The 15,995-nt window shown below is 69.2% G+C and carries 15 protein-coding genes and 1 pseudogene; 9 read left to right on the forward strand and 7 right to left on the reverse strand.

What is annotated here, in order from left to right; translation table 11 throughout:
* Positions 1–254: 254 nt before the first annotated feature.
* The 3 genes from CG723_RS33065 to CG723_RS33075 all read left to right on the forward strand — a co-directional run bounded on the left by CG723_RS33065 (position 255) and on the right by CG723_RS33075 (position 3,838).
* Entirely contained in the window at positions 255–1,367 is a 1,113-nt protein-coding gene (locus tag CG723_RS33065; RefSeq protein WP_100597180.1) for a LacI family DNA-binding transcriptional regulator, read from the forward strand.
* Between the two features lie 203 nt (positions 1,368–1,570).
* On the forward strand, positions 1,571–2,782 hold the full coding sequence (locus CG723_RS33070) for a metallophosphoesterase family protein (RefSeq protein WP_234374654.1): 1,212 nt from the start codon (positions 1,571–1,573) through the stop codon (positions 2,780–2,782).
* A gap of 183 nt (positions 2,783–2,965) precedes the next feature.
* On the forward strand, positions 2,966–3,838 hold the full coding sequence (locus tag CG723_RS33075; RefSeq protein WP_100597182.1) for a hypothetical protein: 873 nt from the start codon (positions 2,966–2,968) through the stop codon (positions 3,836–3,838).
* A gap of 92 nt (positions 3,839–3,930) precedes the next feature.
* Here the strand turns inward: CG723_RS33075 and thiC are convergent, their stop codons facing one another.
* Positions 3,931–5,715 (reverse strand): phosphomethylpyrimidine synthase ThiC, encoded by a 1,785-nt coding sequence (thiC, locus tag CG723_RS33080; protein ID WP_100597183.1) that lies wholly within the window; start codon positions 5,713–5,715, stop codon positions 3,931–3,933.
* 220 nt (positions 5,716–5,935) lie between these two features.
* Between thiC and CG723_RS33085 the strand changes: the two genes are divergently transcribed.
* Positions 5,936–7,288, forward strand: a complete 1,353-nt coding sequence (locus CG723_RS33085; RefSeq protein WP_100597184.1) for a YibE/F family protein — start codon at positions 5,936–5,938, stop codon at positions 7,286–7,288.
* Positions 7,289–7,367: 79 nt separating this feature from the next.
* On the opposite strand, the gene CG723_RS33090 is transcribed toward CG723_RS33085, so the two are convergent.
* The 4 genes from CG723_RS33090 to CG723_RS33105 all read right to left on the reverse strand — a co-directional run bounded on the left by CG723_RS33090 (position 7,368) and on the right by CG723_RS33105 (position 9,675).
* The gene (locus tag CG723_RS33090) at positions 7,368–7,829 is read right to left on the reverse strand and encodes an SsgA family sporulation/cell division regulator (RefSeq protein ID WP_100597185.1); all 462 of its coding nucleotides are present in this window, start codon (positions 7,827–7,829) and stop codon (positions 7,368–7,370) included.
* A 100-nt stretch (positions 7,830–7,929) separates the two neighbouring features.
* Complete coding sequence (locus CG723_RS33095) at positions 7,930–8,643, reverse strand: IclR family transcriptional regulator (RefSeq protein ID WP_100597271.1); 714 nt, start codon at positions 8,641–8,643, stop codon at positions 7,930–7,932.
* 357 nt (positions 8,644–9,000) lie between these two features.
* Positions 9,001–9,213 carry a DUF5326 family protein gene (locus CG723_RS33100; RefSeq protein WP_100597186.1) on the reverse strand — a complete coding sequence of 71 codons (213 nt, stop codon included), beginning with the start codon at positions 9,211–9,213 and terminating at the stop codon, positions 9,001–9,003.
* Positions 9,214–9,357: 144 nt separating this feature from the next.
* Positions 9,358–9,675 carry a cupin domain-containing protein gene (locus CG723_RS33105; protein WP_100597187.1) on the reverse strand — a complete coding sequence of 106 codons (318 nt, stop codon included), beginning with the start codon at positions 9,673–9,675 and terminating at the stop codon, positions 9,358–9,360.
* An 81-nt stretch (positions 9,676–9,756) separates the two neighbouring features.
* Here CG723_RS33105 and CG723_RS33110 point away from each other — a divergent pair, with 81 nt between their 5' ends.
* From CG723_RS33110 to CG723_RS33130, 5 genes are all read left to right on the forward strand, one after another.
* Complete coding sequence (locus CG723_RS33110; protein WP_100597188.1) at positions 9,757–10,137, forward strand: phage holin family protein; 381 nt, start codon at positions 9,757–9,759, stop codon at positions 10,135–10,137.
* A 9-nt stretch (positions 10,138–10,146) separates the two neighbouring features.
* Positions 10,147–10,638, forward strand: coding sequence for a low molecular weight protein-tyrosine-phosphatase (locus CG723_RS33115; protein ID WP_100597189.1), 492 nt, complete (start codon positions 10,147–10,149; stop codon positions 10,636–10,638).
* A complete protein-coding gene (locus CG723_RS33120; RefSeq protein ID WP_100597190.1) occupies positions 10,635–11,771 on the forward strand; it encodes a cystathionine gamma-lyase in 1,137 nt (378 codons plus the stop codon). The genes CG723_RS33115 and CG723_RS33120 overlap by 4 nt, the downstream gene beginning before the upstream one ends.
* Before the next feature lie 234 nt (positions 11,772–12,005).
* Complete coding sequence (locus tag CG723_RS33125; RefSeq protein WP_100597191.1) at positions 12,006–12,911, forward strand: LysR family transcriptional regulator; 906 nt, start codon at positions 12,006–12,008, stop codon at positions 12,909–12,911.
* 115 nt (positions 12,912–13,026) lie between these two features.
* Positions 13,027–13,509 carry an NUDIX domain-containing protein gene (locus CG723_RS33130; RefSeq protein WP_100597192.1) on the forward strand — a complete coding sequence of 161 codons (483 nt, stop codon included), beginning with the start codon at positions 13,027–13,029 and terminating at the stop codon, positions 13,507–13,509.
* A 98-nt stretch (positions 13,510–13,607) separates the two neighbouring features.
* Here the strand turns inward: CG723_RS33130 and CG723_RS33135 are convergent, their stop codons facing one another.
* Positions 13,608–15,164, reverse strand: a complete 1,557-nt coding sequence (locus CG723_RS33135; protein ID WP_199841994.1) for a globin domain-containing protein — start codon at positions 15,162–15,164, stop codon at positions 13,608–13,610.
* Positions 15,165–15,556: 392 nt separating this feature from the next.
* Positions 15,557–15,954: pseudogene (locus CG723_RS48095) on the reverse strand (hypothetical protein).
* Positions 15,955–15,995: the final 41 nt, after the last annotated feature.

Here is a 15,995-nt window from a genome sequence, read left to right on the forward strand (position 1 = left end):
GCTCCCCTTTTCAGTGCGCGCCGGTAGCTCGCGCCGTGGCGCGCATCCCCCGTGAAGGTGAGTTGAGACCTACTCGCAACATCACCGACTTGGCAGGCCCACGCGCGCCGACAAGTGACCTCCTGGCGTCGATACGCTCAACTCCCTTGATTTCCAAGGTCATTGACTCGCTCTGGCCATGCAGAAACGTGCCTGTCAACGCGTGCATATGCACTCACGCCGCCCCGCCACATGAGCCCTACTATCGGCTCGCCATGACAGCAGCAGGGAAGCACCAGGTGAGCCGGGCAGAGACCACCCGCCGGGGCACCCGGCAGGTGCGGGCGGGCATCAGAGACGTTGCCGCCGCCGCCGGGGTCTCCATCACGACTGTCTCCGATGCGCTCAACGGTAAGGGACGGCTCCCGGACGCCACCCGACGCCATGTCCGCGAGGTCGCCGACCGGTTGGGCTATCGCCCCTCCGCGGCGGCCCGAACGCTCCGTACCGGAAAGTCGGGCCTGATCGGCCTGACCGTCACGACCTACGGGGATGAACCTTTCACTTTCACCGAATTCGCGTACTTCGCGGAAATGGCGAGAGCCGCCACCTCGGCGGCGCTCGCCCGCGGGTACGCCTTAGTCATCCTGCCCGCCACCTCACGCCATGACGTCTGGTCGAACGTCGCTCTCGACGGCACCGTCGTCATCGACCCCTCCGACCACGACCCGGTGGTCACCGAGCTGGTCCGCCAAGGCCTGCCCGTCGTCTCCGACGGACGCCCCGCCGGCACGCTCCCCGTCACCGCCTGGGTCGACAACGACCACGAGGCCGCCGTCCTCGGCATCCTCGACCACCTCGCCGCCGCGGGGGCCCGCCGCATCGGACTGCTCACCGGCACGACCACGGACACGTACACCCATCTGTCCACCTCCGCGTACCTGCACTGGTGCGAGCGGATCGGGCAGGAACCCGTGTACGAGTCCTATCCCGCGCACGACCCGTGCGCGGGGGCCGTCGCCGCCGACCGGCTCCTGGCCCGCCCCGACCGGCCCGACGCCGTGTACGGACTCTTCGACCCCAACGGCACGGACCTGCTCGCCGCCGCCCGCCGGTACGGCCTGCGCGTCCCCGAGGACCTGCTGCTCGTCTGCTGCAGCGAATCGACCGTCTACGCCACCACGGAACCGCCCATCACGACCCTCTCGCTCAAGCCCCGGCGCATCGGCACCGCGGTCGTCCAACTACTGATCGACGCCATCGAAGGGGTTGAATCGGACCAGCCGGTCGAGCAGGTGATACCGACGGAACTCATCGTCCGGACCTCGTCCCAGCGCCGTCCGCCCCGCACGAAGGTCAGCCCGCCCCGCTCCCCGGGACACGGCTGAACGACGGCTTCCGGGTGGTCACCCCGAAGACCACCCGGAAAAGCCCGTACCAATTCGGGAGAAAAGCACGGTGAACAGCCGCCCGGATCCGATTCACCACCCCTGGTGCATCACACAGCGCGAGCCGCATTCCTATGATGGGCGCACGACACCGCGGGCGGCTGCGACCAGGCAGTCCGATCGGGTGCAGAGGCGGCGCAATGGTGGTGGAGGGGTCGATGACTCAGGGGGCCGGTCAGGGACCCGAGGTGCGCACGGCGACGTTGCGCGACTTCCGCGTTCCGGCGTACGTCCATGACGTACCGGAGTACGTCCAGGAGCCCGGCCACGACCCCGCTCCGCCCGCCTCTGCCGCGCGCGCGCAGGCGGAGCCGGATCCCGCTCACCAGGAGCCGCCGTACCCATCGGCGTCGTACCCATCGGCGTCGCACCCGGAGCCCTCTTACGCGGAGCCGTCCCCTCAGGACCCCGCGTTCGACCAGCCCGACGGGTACACGCCCACCCAGCGCGACCTGCCGGTCATCAACCGCGGTGACACGGTCCAGGTGCAGATCGACACCGAGCCCGCGCCCCGTCCCGCCGAGGGGCTCGGCCCGCTGTACGTCGTCGGCGACGTGCACGGCTACCTCGACGAGCTGATCGCGGCCCTGTACGAGCAGGGCCTCATCGACGCCGAGAGCAGCTGGTCGGCCGGCACCGCCCGACTCTGGTTCCTCGGCGACTTCACCGACCGCGGGCCCGACGGCATCGGTGTCATCGACCTCGTGATGCGCCTGTCCGCGGAGGCCGCGGCCGCCGGCGGCTACTGCAAGGCCCTCATGGGCAACCACGAACTGCTCCTGCTCGGCGCCAAGCGCTTCGGCGACACCCCGGTCAACTCGGGCGCCGGCACTGCCACTTTCCAGGCGGCCTGGCTGCTCAACGGCGGGCAGAAGTCGGACATGGACCGCCTCCAGGACGTCCATCTCCAGTGGATGTCCCGGCTCGACGCGATCGAGCTGGAGGACGACCACCTCCTGATGCACTCCGACACGACCTCGTACCTCGACTACGGCGACTCGATCGAGGCGGTCAACGACACGGTCCGCGAGACCCTCACGCGTAACGACGCGGACGAGTGCTGGGACCTCTTCCGCAAATTCACCAAGCGCTTCGCGTTCCGCGACGAATCCGGACCCGAAGCCGTGGGTGAGCTCCTCGACACCTACGGCGGCGCGCGCGTCGTCCACGGCCACAGCCCCATCCCGTACCTCCTCGGCGAGGTAGGCACCGAGGACGCGGCGGACGGGTCCGAGGACAGCCGCCCGCAGATCGAGGGCCCGCATGTGTACGCGGGCGGGCGGGCGATCGCGATGGACGGCGGAGTGACCATGGCCGGAAAGTTGCTGGTCCAGCAACTCCCCATGGATAGCTAGGCGTTCCCCGGGCAGGCGCACCGAACGGGGGCTCAGTCCGGCCACCGGGCCGAATTCGGGAAACCCCCTGTCACCGCGTGCCGTCACCGCTCTACCATCGGCTTATCCGTAGCAGGCTCCCCTCCGGTTCTGCCCGACGGCTCGTACCCACGCGAGCCCCCAAGCCCTACGGAGCATCGGGGGATGCACATGAACAGCGCTCCGCACCTGCTGAACGAGGACCGCCCCGAGTTCGAGCGGATCCTCGATGATGCGCTGCGTACCGCACCGGACCGCCCTGATCTCGCCGAAGTGGGTCAGCGGCTCAACCCCGAACAACTGCGCACCATGGCGCTCAACGCCACCGCACTGATCACGGCCGCCGCCGCGACCGAGTACCAGAACTACGTGAAGGTCCGCGCCGACCTGCGCGCCTCGCCCCGGCCCGTGCGTCCGCTGCGCGAAGGAGAGAGCGCGGCGGAATCCGGCGGCGGAGCGATCGGCCTGGCTGCCACCGTGGGCGAGGTGGCGGAGACCACTGGCGCCGGCGTCATAGCCGTCGTCGCGGTGCTCGCCCCCGTGCTCGCCGGGACGGCCGCCGCGATCTTCCTGCTCGTCGGCTACATCCTGAAGATGCTCGATCCGGAACCGGCGTTCGCCCAGACCCTGTTGACGGCCGGCTGGGTGTTCGGCGCGCTCACTGTGGCGGGCATCCTCGTCGCCGCAGTGGGCCTGCTGCTCACCGCTCTGCGCAACGGCTCGACGTCCTTGCAGGCCGGTGCGCACACCGAGTCGAACGAGGAGGTGGACCGGGCCAGGGAAGCCTGGTGCCTCGTGCTCCTGGAGCGCGGCATCCTGCCGTTCCTCCGGGAGGCGCTCGCGGAACCACCGCCGGCCCCCGCCAATCGCGGGGGCGGCCCCGGAGCAGCGGGCCGCATGCCGCACCTCGGGTACAACAGGCCCGGGTTCAGCAGCCCGGGCACCGACGGCGGCTCCCCTGCGGGCCCGCGCCCGACGTACTCGAGCCCGGACTTCACAAGCCCCGACTTCGGAGGCCCGGACCACAAGCCGGAATAGGCCGACAGTCGTTGGCCCCGGAACACCCTGTCCACCGGCCGCGAAAGGCGACCGGTGGACAGCGCGCGGCGCCCGCACGGGCGTGGGCGAGGTCAGTCCGCGATCGGCAGATAGACCCGGTTGCCCGCGGCGGCGAACTCCTTGGACTTCTCCGCCATGCCCTCCTCGATCTCACTCTTCGTCCCGCCGTGCTGCCGGCGGATGTCCTGGGAGATCTTCATCGAGCAGAACTTCGGCCCGCACATCGAGCAGAAGTGGGCCGTCTTCGCCGGTTCGGCCGGGAGCGTCTCGTCGTGGAACTCCCGTGCCGTGTCCGGGTCGAGGGCCAGATTGAACTGGTCCTCCCAGCGGAACTCGAACCGCGCGTCGGAGAGCGCGTCGTCCCAGTCCTGGGCGCCCGGGTGTCCCTTGGCGAGGTCCGCAGCGTGGGCCGCGATCTTGTAGGTGATGACGCCGGTCTTGACGTCGTCCCTGTTCGGCAGGCCCAGATGCTCCTTGGGCGTGACGTAGCAGAGCATGGCCGTCCCCCACCACGCGATCATCGCGGCTCCGATGCCGGAGGTGATGTGGTCGTACGCGGGGGCGATGTCGGTCGTCAGCGGGCCGAGTGTGTAGAAGGGCGCCTCCTCGCACACCTCCTGCTGAAGGTCGATGTTCTCCTTGATCTTGTGCATCGGGACGTGCCCGGGGCCCTCGATCATCGTCTGGACGTTGAAGCTCTTCGCGATCGTGTTGAGCTCGCCGAGCGTCTTCAGCTCGGCGAACTGCGCCTCGTCGTTGGCGTCCGCGATCGAGCCGGGCCGCAGGCCGTCACCCAGCGAGTACGTGACGTCGTACGCCGCGAGGATCTCGCAGAGCTCCGCGAAGTTCTCGTAGAGGAAGCTCTCCTTGTGGTGCGCCAGGCACCAGGCAGCCGTGATCGAACCGCCGCGCGAGACGATGCCCGTCTTGCGGTTCGCGGTGAGCGGGACGTACGGCAGCCGCACACCGGCGTGGACCGTCATGTAGTCCACGCCCTGCTCGGCCTGCTCGATGACCGTGTCCTTGTAGATCTCCCAGGTCAGCTCCTCGGCGCGGCCGTCGACCTTCTCCAGCGCCTGGTAGAGCGGCACCGTGCCGATCGGGACGGGGGAGTTGCGCAGGACCCATTCGCGCGTGGTGTGGATGTTGCGGCCGGTGGAGAGGTCCATGACAGTGTCGGCGCCCCAGCGGGTCGCCCAGGTCATCTTCTCCACCTCCTCCTCGATCGACGAAGTGACCGCGGAATTGCCGATGTTGGCGTTGACCTTCACCAGGAACCGCTTGCCGATGATCATCGGCTCGATCTCCGGGTGATTGACGTTGGCCGGCAGGACCGCGCGGCCCGCGGCGATCTCCTCACGGACGACCTCGGGCTCCACGTTCTCCCGTATGGCCACGTACTCCATCTCGGGCGTGACCTCCCCGCGCCTGGCGTACGCGAGTTGGGTCACCGCCCGGCCGTCCCGCCCGCGACGAGGCTGGCGGGGGCGGCCGGGGAAGACCGCGTCGAGGTTGCGCAGGCCGCCACGCGGAGAGGTGTGCTTGATGCCGTCGTCCTCGGGGCGGACCGGGCGGCCCGAGTACTCCTCGGTGTCACCGCGGCCGACGATCCAGTTCTCCCGCAGCGGGGCAAGGCCCCTGCGGACGTCGGTGTCGACACTCGGATCGGTGTACGGCCCGGACGTGTCGTAGAGCGTGACCGCCGTGCCGTTGGTGAGGTGCACCTGGCGGACCGGCACCTGGAGGTCGGGGCGTGAGCCCGTGACGTACCCCTTGTGCCAGCCGATGGACTTCCCGGCCTCGCCCGTCTCTGCGGACAGGTTGGAGGCAGGCGTGCGTGCGTCCGATGTGGTCATGAGACCTACTCCCTACGCCGGCATTACCCGGTAACAGGTTCGGCGGTCGACGCAGCGGCTTCCGTCGGGCGATGTTTCATGTGAAACATCGCCGAAGCGGAGGTCAGCGCCCTCTCAGCCCGGTGCTCCGAGCTCCCGCGTGTGCAAAGGTGCCCCCACGCTAGCGTCATTTCTGGCGTGCTGAACAGAGGGCCCCTGCCGTTCTTGCGATGATCGGGCGGTGACCAGCACGCCGCAGCCTCCGTCCACGCCGCCGCAGCCGCCCCATGGCCAGGGGAGCGCCGAACACGGGCACTCCCACAGCCACGGCCCCGCCGCGCCTGTTTCCAAGCACTTGCGCAAGGTCATCGCCGCGGTACTGATCCCGTTCTCCGTGGCGGTCGTGGTCGGCCTCGTGGTGCTCTGGCCCGGCGGCGCCCCGTCCCACGCCCGTACCGGCGTCGGCTTCGACCGGCAGACCCAACAGGGCACCGTCACAAAGGTCGACAAGGTCGACTGCAAGTCCGTCAACGCCTCCGGCGACACCCCCACCGGCGATACGTCGACCGCCGAGGGCCAGACCGCCGAGCAACAGGCGAAGGGCACATGCGAGAAAGCCACGGTCCGCGTCGACACCGGCAAGGACACCGGCCGTACGTTCACGGAGATCGTGCAGCCGGACTCACCACGGCAGTTGCACGAGGGCCAGAAGGTGATCGTGGCCTACGCGCCCGACGCGCCCAAAGAACTTCAGTACTCCGTCACCGATGTGGACCGCAGGCTCCCGATGGCGCTGCTCGCCGGGATCTTCGCGCTGGCGGTGGTCGTCGTGGGCCGGCTGCGGGGTGTCATGGCGCTCGTCGCACTGGCGATCAGCTTCATGGTGCTGACCTTCTTCATCCTGCCCGCGATCCTGCAGGGCTCGAATCCGCTGGTGGTGGCGGTGATCGGGGCGAGCGCCATCATGCTGATCGCGCTCTACCTGTGTCACGGTCTGACGGCCCGGACATCGGTCGCGGTACTCGGCACGCTCGTGTCGCTGGTCCTGATCGGTCTGCTCGGCTCGCTGTTCATCGGCTGGGCGGCGCTGACCGGCAACACGGACGACAACACGGGCCTGATCCACGGTCTTTACCCGTCCATCGACATGAGTGGTCTGCTGCTCGCCGGCGTCATCATCGGTTCGCTCGGTGTGCTCGACGATGTGACGGTCACGCAGACGTCGGCGGTGTGGGAGCTGCATCAGGCGGACCCGACGATGGGCTGGCGCGGCCTGTACCGCGCGGGCATCCGGATCGGCCGCGACCACATCGCGTCCGTGGTCAACACGCTCGTCCTGGCGTACGCGGGCGCGGCGCTGCCGCTGTTGCTGCTCTTCTCGATCGCGCAGAGCAGTGTGGGCACCGTGGCCAACAGTGAGCTGGTGGCCGTGGAGATCGTGCGCACTCTGGTGGGCTCTATCGGGCTGGTCGCCTCGGTACCGGTGACGACCGCGCTCGCGGCCCTGGTGGTCTCGGCCGACCGGCCGGGATCCCCGTCCGCTGCCGCGGCCGGTCCGGCACGCGGAGGAAGGGGCCGGCGACGGAAGCGCTGAACCCCTGCGAGGGCACCCCGAGGGCACCGGTCTGCTGAAGCGTTACGTCAGTTGATGGTCCGCGGACTCCTGGAGCCCGTCAGCCGGCGCTCTGCTCCTCGGCGAGGATCCGGTCGAGTGCCTCGTCGAGATGCGCCTCGAAGTCGGCGAGCGCCCGCTCCTGGCCGAGCGGTACGAGCTTGTCGGTGCGGTCGAGAAAGGCGACGAGGGGAGCGACGCCTGCCCGGAACAGCGCCTGGTCACCGCCCACTTGGAGCCTGATGTGCACCTCGCCCGGCATCTCGCCCGGTCTGCCGGCCAGTTCCACCGGCTCGATGCGCACATCGCCGTCGCCGCAGGGACCGGCCACCCCGTCCACCAGGAGCTCTCGGCCGAAGGCCCAGGTCACCGGGGCGTCCCCAGGGAGGTGGAAGGTCAGCCGCACGGCGTAGGGATCAGCAGCGGCGTACCGCAGCTCCACCGGGATGCGGAACGAGAGTTCCTCGGAGACGAGGAAGCTCATCATGACCTCTGCTTGTACTGCCTGTACCGACTCGCGCATCGCCTACCCCGTCAATTTGCCGTCGATTGGCCAGGAATAACCTTCCCGGCACCCTTCGCATCTTGCTTAACGTACATGCGGGATCACAAGGAGTGAGTTTTCAGATGCTGATAGAGAAGGCGAGTGTCCTGACGAGTTTTCCGACTTCGTTCTGCAGCTGTCGTGCCGCCGGCAGCAGACGACCCGCCTGATGGGACGGGAGAGAAACCGCCATCGTGGCCGCGGTGGACCCGACCGTGATGGGAAACGCCGCGCAGACCGTGCCCAACGCGTACTCCTGGCGCTCCACGACCGGTTGCATGCGCCCCAGCTCGTTGAGGCGTCGTAGCAGCGAGCGGTCGTCGCGCACCGTGTACGGGGTGATCGAATACGCGGGATAGCGGTCGAGGTGGTCGCGTCGGCTCTCGTCGTCGAGCTGGGCGAGGAGGCACTGGCCGATCGCGTGCGCGTGCCCCGTCTCGCGGAAGTCGGCCCATTCCGCGACCGCCGGATTCCCGGGCGTGTCGGCGACGGCCACGACTTCGATCTCGCCCTCGCGGTAGACCGAGAAGTACACCGGTACACCGATGGCGTCGCGCCAGTGCTGCAGGGCGTCGGTGATCATGCCGCGACGATTCTGCTGCGTTGCGCTGCCACCCAGCCGCTCGGCCGCCGCACCCAGGACGAACAGGCCCTTCTCCTTGCGGAGATAGCCCTCGTGGGCGAGCGTGCGCAGCAGGTGGTAGGCCGTGGGAAGCGCGAGGCCGGCCTCCCGGGCGAGCTGCTTGGCCGGCGCTCCCTCTTCGTGCGACGCGACGGCCTCGAGGAGGCGCATCGCGCGCTGGACAGAACCGATGAGGGTGGGCGGGGCGCCGGTCGGGCCGCCCTCGGGGTGGACCTCGGCCTGAACGTCGTCGTAGCTGTGCGTGCGACAGCCGAGGGGTGGGGGCATCGCGTGTGGGGACGTGGCGTCGGCAGACATGGTGTCGGGGGACGTGATGTCAGCGGACAAAGAGGCGGCGGAAAGCGGTTCAGCCGTGGCCAAGGTTCACTCCCGAAGCGCGTGGGGTCCCCCCGCTTCTCGGGAATCACGGGGGGTGCGGCCGTCGAGTTGTGGACTCTAGCCCTGGCCACCACTTCAAGAGGGCCGCGCGGGGAAACTTCCCCCGCGCGAGCGAACCGTTGCCCAGAGCTACCAGTCGCTGCGCGAGGACGAGCCCGTTATGAACTTCCGTACGACGTAGATGAGTCCACCGACCAGGGCCACGAAGACCAGCACCTTGAAGAGCAGACCGATCACGAAGCCCACGACGCTGGCTATCAGTCCGCCGAAGACGACCAGGGCGATGACCGGCACCGCGACCCACTTAACCCACCACGGCATACCCGCGAAGATCTCTCGCACTGCCATCGTCCTTACCTCTCTCCCGAGCCGTACCGCTTCGATACGGCTTCTGCATTCGATGCTGGCATGCCGAGGCGCCCTGTGGGGGCCGCGGACCCCTTGTCGTCCCCTGAGCGACCCCCTAGGGAACCCCGAGATCCGCCGTCAGCTCTCAGGCGGAGAGAACACCACCAGAACCCGCAGGTCCTCGCTGATGTGATGGAACTTGTGGGCCACCCCGGCCGGTACGTACACGACGCTGCCGCGCGCCACCTGGGTCGTCTCCATGCCGACGGTGATCGAACCGCGACCGCTGACGACGAGATACACCTCGTCCTGCTGGTGGGGCTGCTGCGGGTCCTGGTCCCCCGCGTCGAGGGCGTAGAGCCCGACCGACATGTTCCGCTCCCGCAGGAACTGCAGATATGCGCCGTCGTTCGCGGCACGTTCCGCCTCCAGTTCGTCCAGCCGGAATGCCTTCATCCCACTTGTCCGCCCTCTTGCCCGTGAGCGGCCTCGCAGGGCCACTCTCATGATCCGGTCTCGTCTGCCACGATCAGACACATGAAGAATTTCGTAGTCAAGACGATCGCCAACGCGGGGGCCCTTGCTGTCGCGGTGTGGCTGCTCGACAAGATCACGCTGACAGGTGACAGCACCGGCAAGAAGGTCGGCACGCTGATCATCGTGGCGCTGCTGTTCGGCCTGGTGAATCTCCTGGTCAAGCCCATAGTGAAGCTCCTCACCTTCCCGCTCTTCATCCTGACGCTCGGCCTGATCACGCTCGTGGTCAACGCCCTGATGCTGCTGCTGACCTCGTGGCTGGCCGACCAGTTCAACCAGAGCTTCCATGTCGAGGGGTTCTGGACCGCCGTCCTCGGTGGCCTGATCATTTCGGTCGTCTCCTGGGCGCTTAACGTCGTCCTGCCCGACGACAAGGACTGACCCCGCCCCATGTCCTTCCGTGTGTGCTTCGTCTGCACCGGCAACATCTGCCGCTCACCCATGGCCGAGTCGGTCTTCCGCACGCGCGTCCACGAGGCCGGTCTCGCCGGCCTCGTGGAGGTGGACAGCGCGGGTACCGACGGCTGGCACGAGGGGGACGGTGCCGACCGCCGCACCGTCTCCGTGCTGGCGGCCGGCGGCTATGAAAGCGGCCATACGGCCCGGCAGTTCAGCGCCTCGTGGTTCTCCCGGCTCGACCTGGTGATCGCCCTGGACGCCGGGCATCTGCGCACCCTGCGCCGGCTGGCACCGACCCCGCAGGACTCCGAGAAGGTCCGCCTGCTGCGCTCGTACGACCCCTCGGCAGGGACAGACCTGGATGTACCGGACCCGTACTACGGCGGCATCGACGACTTCGAGGAGTGCCTGAGAATGGTGGAGGCGGCGAGCGACGGTCTGCTCGACGCGGTACGCGCGGCACTGGAAGGGCGGGCGGCATGACTCAATCGACGCAGATCGGGGACGGCACAAGGGCAGTGCGGGCGGGTCTGCCCGAGGCCTCGAAGAACGATCCGACGCTCCCAGGGCCTGTCTTCGCCGCACACTTCCACCTGCCGGGCGATGTCTCGGGGCCCTATACGTACGGCCGGGACGACAACCCGACGTGGACCCACCTGGAGCGGGCCATCGGCGAGCTCGAGGCGCCCGGCCAGGAGGATGTCGACACCCTCGTCTTCGCGTCCGGGATGGCCGCCATCTCGGCGGTGCTGTTCTCGCAGCTCAAGGCCGGCGACATGGTCGTTCTGCCGAGCGACGGCTACCAGGTGTTCCCGCTCGTCCGCGAGCAGCTCACGGCGTTCGGCATCGAGGTCCGCACCGCCCCCACCGGCGGTGACGCTCAGCTCGACGTCCTGGACGGCGCGAAGCTCCTGTGGATCGAGACGCCGTCGAACCCCGGCCTCGACGTGTGCGACGTGCGGCGGCTCGCCGAGGCGGCACACGCGCGTGGCGCCCTGGTGGCAGTCGACAACACGCTCGCCACGCCGCTCGGCCAGCGCCCCCTGGAGCTCGGCGCCGACTTCTCCGTGGCCAGTGGCACCAAGCAGCTCACCGGCCATGGCGACATCCTGCTCGGCTACGTGACCTGCCGCGACGCCGAGCTGACCGCGTCGGTGCGGGGCTGGCGCAAGATCGTCGGCGCGATTCCCGGCCCGATGGAGGCCTGGCTCGCCCATCGCTCCCTCGCCACGCTCCAGTTGAGGGCGGAGCGGCAGAACGCCAACGCTCTCGCGCTCGCTCTCGCCCTGCGCGACCGCGACGACATCGAGGGCCTGCGTTACCCGGGTCTGCCCGACGACCCCTCGCACAAGATCGCCGCTCAGCAGATGCGGCGCTTCGGGTGCGTGGTCTCCTTCACGCTGCCCACGCGCGCGCGTGCCGAGCAGTTCATGGAGTCCCTGACGCTGGTGGACGACGCGACGAGCTTCGGCGGCGTGCGGTCCACCGCCGAGCGCCGTCGCCGCTGGGGCGGGGACGATGTCCCAGAGGGCTTCATCCGCTTCTCCGCCGGTGCCGAGGATCCGGACGACCTGGTGGCCGATGTGCTGCGCGCGCTCGACGAGGCGGCCGTCTAGGGCCACTCACGGGCCACTGCCGGCCGCGGCCTCGGTCTCATCACCGGCTACGCACAATGGACGGCCCGAGCCTCCCCCCTCGTGGCTCGGACCGTCCCCGGTTCCTGCGCGCCAAGAACCGCGCGCATAAGGCTAGTTGACTCTGTGTCAGTGTCCAATCACGGTAGCGACAGAGACCTATCGACATATTTATAGTTGGGGCCGACCCGGAGGCCGAGAGGGGAGTACACCGCCATGGATCTCGCCCTGCTGCGCACGTTCGTGACCGTGCACCGGGCGGGTTCCTTCACGCGGGCCGCCGCGCTGCTCGGCCTTTCGCAGCCGGCGGTGACATCTCAGATCCGCACCCTGGAGCGGCAGTTGGGCCGCCCTCTGTTCCTGCGCCAGGCGCGTGGCGTGACCCCCACCTCCATCGGCGACGAACTCGCGCACAAAGCCGCTCCGCACCTCGACGCCCTCGTGGAGATCACCGAGACCGGCATCGACGAGGAGTCGCCGGTGCGCACGCTGCACCTCGCGGGGCCTCCGGAGTTCACCGCCGAGCGTGCGCTGCCCGCCCTCACCGCGCTCACCCGTGACGACGGCCAGAGCTTCGCCCTGCGCGCCTCCTTCGGCAACGCCGAGGAAGTCCTGGAGGGGCTTGGCGCCGGACATCATGATCTGGCCATCACGACGGCCCGCCCGCGCGGCGCCCTGCTCACCGCGACTGCGCTCTGCGACGAGGAGCACGTCCTGCTTGCCTCGCCTCGGTGGGCCGCCCGCATAGGGCCCGGCACCCTGCGCCGCAGCGGCGCGGCCGCGCTGGAGGATCTGCCGCTGGTCGAGGCACACGAGTCGCTGCCGTTCGTCGCTCGCTACTGGGCCGCTGTCTTCGACTCACGCCCGGCCACGTCGGGCACGGTCATCGTGCCGGATCTACGCGCGGTGCTCGCCTGCACCATCGCCGGCGCCGGGCTCTCGGTGCTGCCGCGCTACCTCTGCGCGCCGGCCCTGGAGCGCGGCGAGGTCGTGGCCCTGCTCGATCCTCCGGTGCCCCCGCTGCGGACGTACTTCCTCGTTGTGCGCACGGGAACGCTGGCCATGCCGCACATCGCGCGGGCGCACGAGTGGCTGCTGCGCACCGCCGTCGATTGGTGCTGATCGGTTCGTGCCGACCGATTCCTGGTGATCAACTAGCACTGATCAGTTGGCGTTGGCCTGAGGCCAGGTCGGTACGGAATGTTTCACGTGGAACCGGCGGGGCCACATTTCTCCCATGACCGTCCGACCCGTGGTCAAGCGCACCGCACGCGCCGTCCTGCTCGATGGCGACGACCTGATCCTGATCAAGCGGACCAAGCCCGGCCTGGATCCGTACTGGCTGACCCCCGGCGGCGGGGTCGAACCCGAGGACGAGACCGTCGTCGACGCCCTGCACCGCGAGGTGCACGAGGAGCTCGGCGCCAAGATCCTCGATGTGGTGCCCTGCTTCGTGGACACCGTCGAGCACATCGGCGAGGACGGCGGCGCCACTGGCGTGAAGGTCCAGCACTTCTTCGTCTGCCGCCTCGAGTCGATGGACCTCAGTCAGCGGCACGGCCCCGAGATCGAGGAGCCGTGCGGCGAGTACGAGATCGTGCGGGTGCCTTTCACCCGCGTCGGTATCGCCTCGGTCCATCTCGTCCCGCTGTCCCTGCGGCACTATCTGGACGGCAACATCGAGGGTGTACGGGCGATGCACGCGCCTGACCTGGGCTGACGGGGCAGGGCTGGGGCTTCAGGGCTAGAGCCGCGGGCCTGGTCCGGGGGCGCCTGCTGTACGCGGCTTTCGTCGGGCCCGGCACTCAGCTGCCGGCGTCAGTTGCCGGTCGCGACGAGCTCCTCCACGGAGTCGTGGCGGATCCGGTCCACCGGGATCCCGATGTCCCGCAGGGCGTCGACCCCGTTGCGGATCATGCCGGGCGGGCCCGACAGATAGGCGTCGTACTCGTTCCAGGGGCCGTACTCGCGTACCGCGTCGGGCAGTTGCAGATGGGCCTGCTGATCGACGATCGGGCGGACCGCCAGCCACGGGTGGGTCTGCTGGAGCCGCAGCATCGTGTCGATGTCGTACAGGTCGTGGTCGGTGCGAGCCCCGTAGAACACCTCGACCGGGCGCCGCTGGCCGTGCTCGGCGACGTCCTCGACGAGGGCCTTGATGGGCGCGATCCCGGTACCTCCGCCGAGACAGAGCAGCCCGCTGTCGGAGCTGTGGTCCACCGTCATCGAACCGGAGGGCGAGCCGAGCCGGATCACATCGCCGGGACGGGCGCGGTGCACGAGCGCATTGGAGACCCATCCCGCAGGGACGGCCTTCACATGGAACGAGAGCAGCCCGTCGGAACGGGGCGCCGAGGCGAAGGAGTAGTGCCGCCAGATCCGCGGCCACCAAGGCGTCTCCAGGCTCGTGTACTGCCCGGCGAGAAACGGGTACGGCTGGTCGGGCCGGACCGTGACCACGGCGATGTCCGGGGTCCTCAGGTCGTGCGAGACCACCTCGCCGTACCACCACGCGGGCGCGCGCAGCTCGTCCGCTGCCGACGCGTCGATCATGACCTGGGAGATCGTCGTGTACGTGCGCACCCAGGCCGCCTCCGTCTCCGGGTCCCACGTCGTCGTCGCGTACCGGGTCAACGCGCCGATCAGGCACTCGCCGACCGCGGGGTAGTGCTCGGGCTGCGTGCCGTACTTGCGGTGCCCACGGCCCAGGTTCTGCAGGTACGGGACGAGGACACTCTTGTTGTCGGCGTGCTCGGCCGCCGTCAGCAGCGCCTTGAGGAGCCGGTCGCGCTGGGTGTCCATCGAGGCGGGGAACAGGGGCCGGAGTTCGGGGTGGCGCACGAAGAGCAGCGCGTAGAAGTACGAGGTGACCTTGTCAGCGTCGGGGCCGACCTCCTCCAGCGTGCGGCGGATGAGCCGCGCGTCGGGGGAGGCTTCGGGCGCGGGAGCGGGTCGGGGGGTGGCGTCTGCCGTGGGCTCCGGTGCCGGGGGCGCGGAGTGCGGCGGGTACGCAGGGCTCGACCCTTGTCCGTGCTGGGCGGCGTGGGGGCGCGCGGTCGCGACCGGGCCGGGCTGGGTAGGGCGCGCGTTCCCGCCGGGGGCGGCCTGGCGAGGGCGCGGGCCAGGGGCCGACACGTACTGAGGTGCGGGTGCGGCCTCCGCCGCCGGGGCGGGGCTCTGCGCGGGCACCGTCTCCGCGTGGTCGTCCGATATTCGCTCGGGCCGGCCCACGGGCCGTATCGGCGTGACCTTGCGCCCCTCTGACGGCGTGTCCTGGTTCGTGCCCGGGCCGGTGGGCGGCGCCTTACGCGGAGTGAACCAACCGCCCCCGCCGCCGGAACCGGAGTCGGCCGACGTAGTGGTCGGAGCGTCCATGCTGTGCCTCGCCTCGAACATCTTTCGGTCGGTCTGCGTACTCCCGCGATCGGAAGTCGCTCTTTCCCCGTTCTGCCGCGGCAGAATGCGGCGGCCCAAGTGAACCCGCATTCCGGTCCGCTACGGACAAGTAAGGGAGCAATGTGACATTGCCCGCAGTTCCTCACCGCAGCGTGCCATCCGGCGCGACCCCGCAAGCCGCATAGCGGAAATAGCAGGTCTTCGATCTCTCCGTCCCGTTAGGCTGTCTACTTGGCCTGCGTGCATGGCCCGGGCTGCGCCCAGCGCGGTAGCCTCGGACCGGAGTCGACCATACCGGCACCCACCAAACGCACAAGTCCCCCTTGCCCAGCAAGGAATTCGACAGGGGATATGCCCCGGCAATCCCTCAATTAGCGGGCGTGCCGCACCAATTCGCATGCCTCCCGCAGATCGCGGCCGGCGTACGAGTGAGTCGCCAGACCCCGCGACGTGCTGATCCACATTGATCGCAACCGATACCGGCACGACGCCGAACAGCTCCCATCGGAGAACGAGTCGCCGCAGGCCATGCAAGCGGCCCGTGACACCCCGAACTTTTCACAGAGCCGGTCCGCGATCTTCACCTTCGCCGCGGCGCTGGGCATGCACCCGCCGCGCGTACTCCGGCGGTCCGATGCGCTGCGCGCCGATCTCACGGTCCAGGGCCACCATCTCGGCCTCGAGCCCTAGTTGACGCGAGATTTTCCAGGGGCACCGACGTCCCGTGCAGCAGCGTTCCGTCCAGATCGAAGAGATGCGGTCTCGCCATGTACGCCGAGGCTAGTACCCGGGGTTACTCCCTCTGTCGGA

This window comes from Streptomyces sp. CB01635, from assembly GCF_002803065.1.
Classification (GTDB): domain Bacteria; phylum Actinomycetota; class Actinomycetes; order Streptomycetales; family Streptomycetaceae; genus Streptomyces.

What these genes read in the sequence shown, in the direction of transcription:
- CG723_RS33065 (WP_100597180.1), top strand. Translation starts at nt 255, where the DNA reads ATGACAGCAGCAGGGAAGCACCAGGTGAGCCGGGCAGAGACCACCCGC.
- CG723_RS33075 (WP_100597182.1), top strand. Translation starts at nt 2,966, where the DNA reads ATGCACATGAACAGCGCTCCGCACCTGCTGAACGAGGACCGCCCCGAG.
- thiC (WP_100597183.1), bottom strand. Translation starts at nt 5,715, where the DNA reads ATGACCACATCGGACGCACGCACGCCTGCCTCCAACCTGTCCGCAGAG.
- CG723_RS33090 (WP_100597185.1), bottom strand. Translation starts at nt 7,829, where the DNA reads ATGCGCGAGTCGGTACAGGCAGTACAAGCAGAGGTCATGATGAGCTTC.
- CG723_RS33095 (WP_100597271.1), bottom strand. Translation starts at nt 8,643, where the DNA reads ATGCGCCTCCTCGAGGCCGTCGCGTCGCACGAAGAGGGAGCGCCGGCC.
- CG723_RS33105 (WP_100597187.1), bottom strand. Translation starts at nt 9,675, where the DNA reads ATGAAGGCATTCCGGCTGGACGAACTGGAGGCGGAACGTGCCGCGAAC.
- CG723_RS33110 (WP_100597188.1), top strand. Translation starts at nt 9,757, where the DNA reads ATGAAGAATTTCGTAGTCAAGACGATCGCCAACGCGGGGGCCCTTGCT.
- CG723_RS33115 (WP_100597189.1), top strand. Translation starts at nt 10,147, where the DNA reads ATGTCCTTCCGTGTGTGCTTCGTCTGCACCGGCAACATCTGCCGCTCA.
- CG723_RS33120 (WP_100597190.1), top strand. Translation starts at nt 10,635, where the DNA reads ATGACTCAATCGACGCAGATCGGGGACGGCACAAGGGCAGTGCGGGCG.
- CG723_RS33125 (WP_100597191.1), top strand. Translation starts at nt 12,006, where the DNA reads ATGGATCTCGCCCTGCTGCGCACGTTCGTGACCGTGCACCGGGCGGGT.
- CG723_RS33130 (WP_100597192.1), top strand. Translation starts at nt 13,027, where the DNA reads ATGACCGTCCGACCCGTGGTCAAGCGCACCGCACGCGCCGTCCTGCTC.
- CG723_RS33135 (WP_199841994.1), bottom strand. Translation starts at nt 15,164, where the DNA reads ATGGACGCTCCGACCACTACGTCGGCCGACTCCGGTTCCGGCGGCGGG.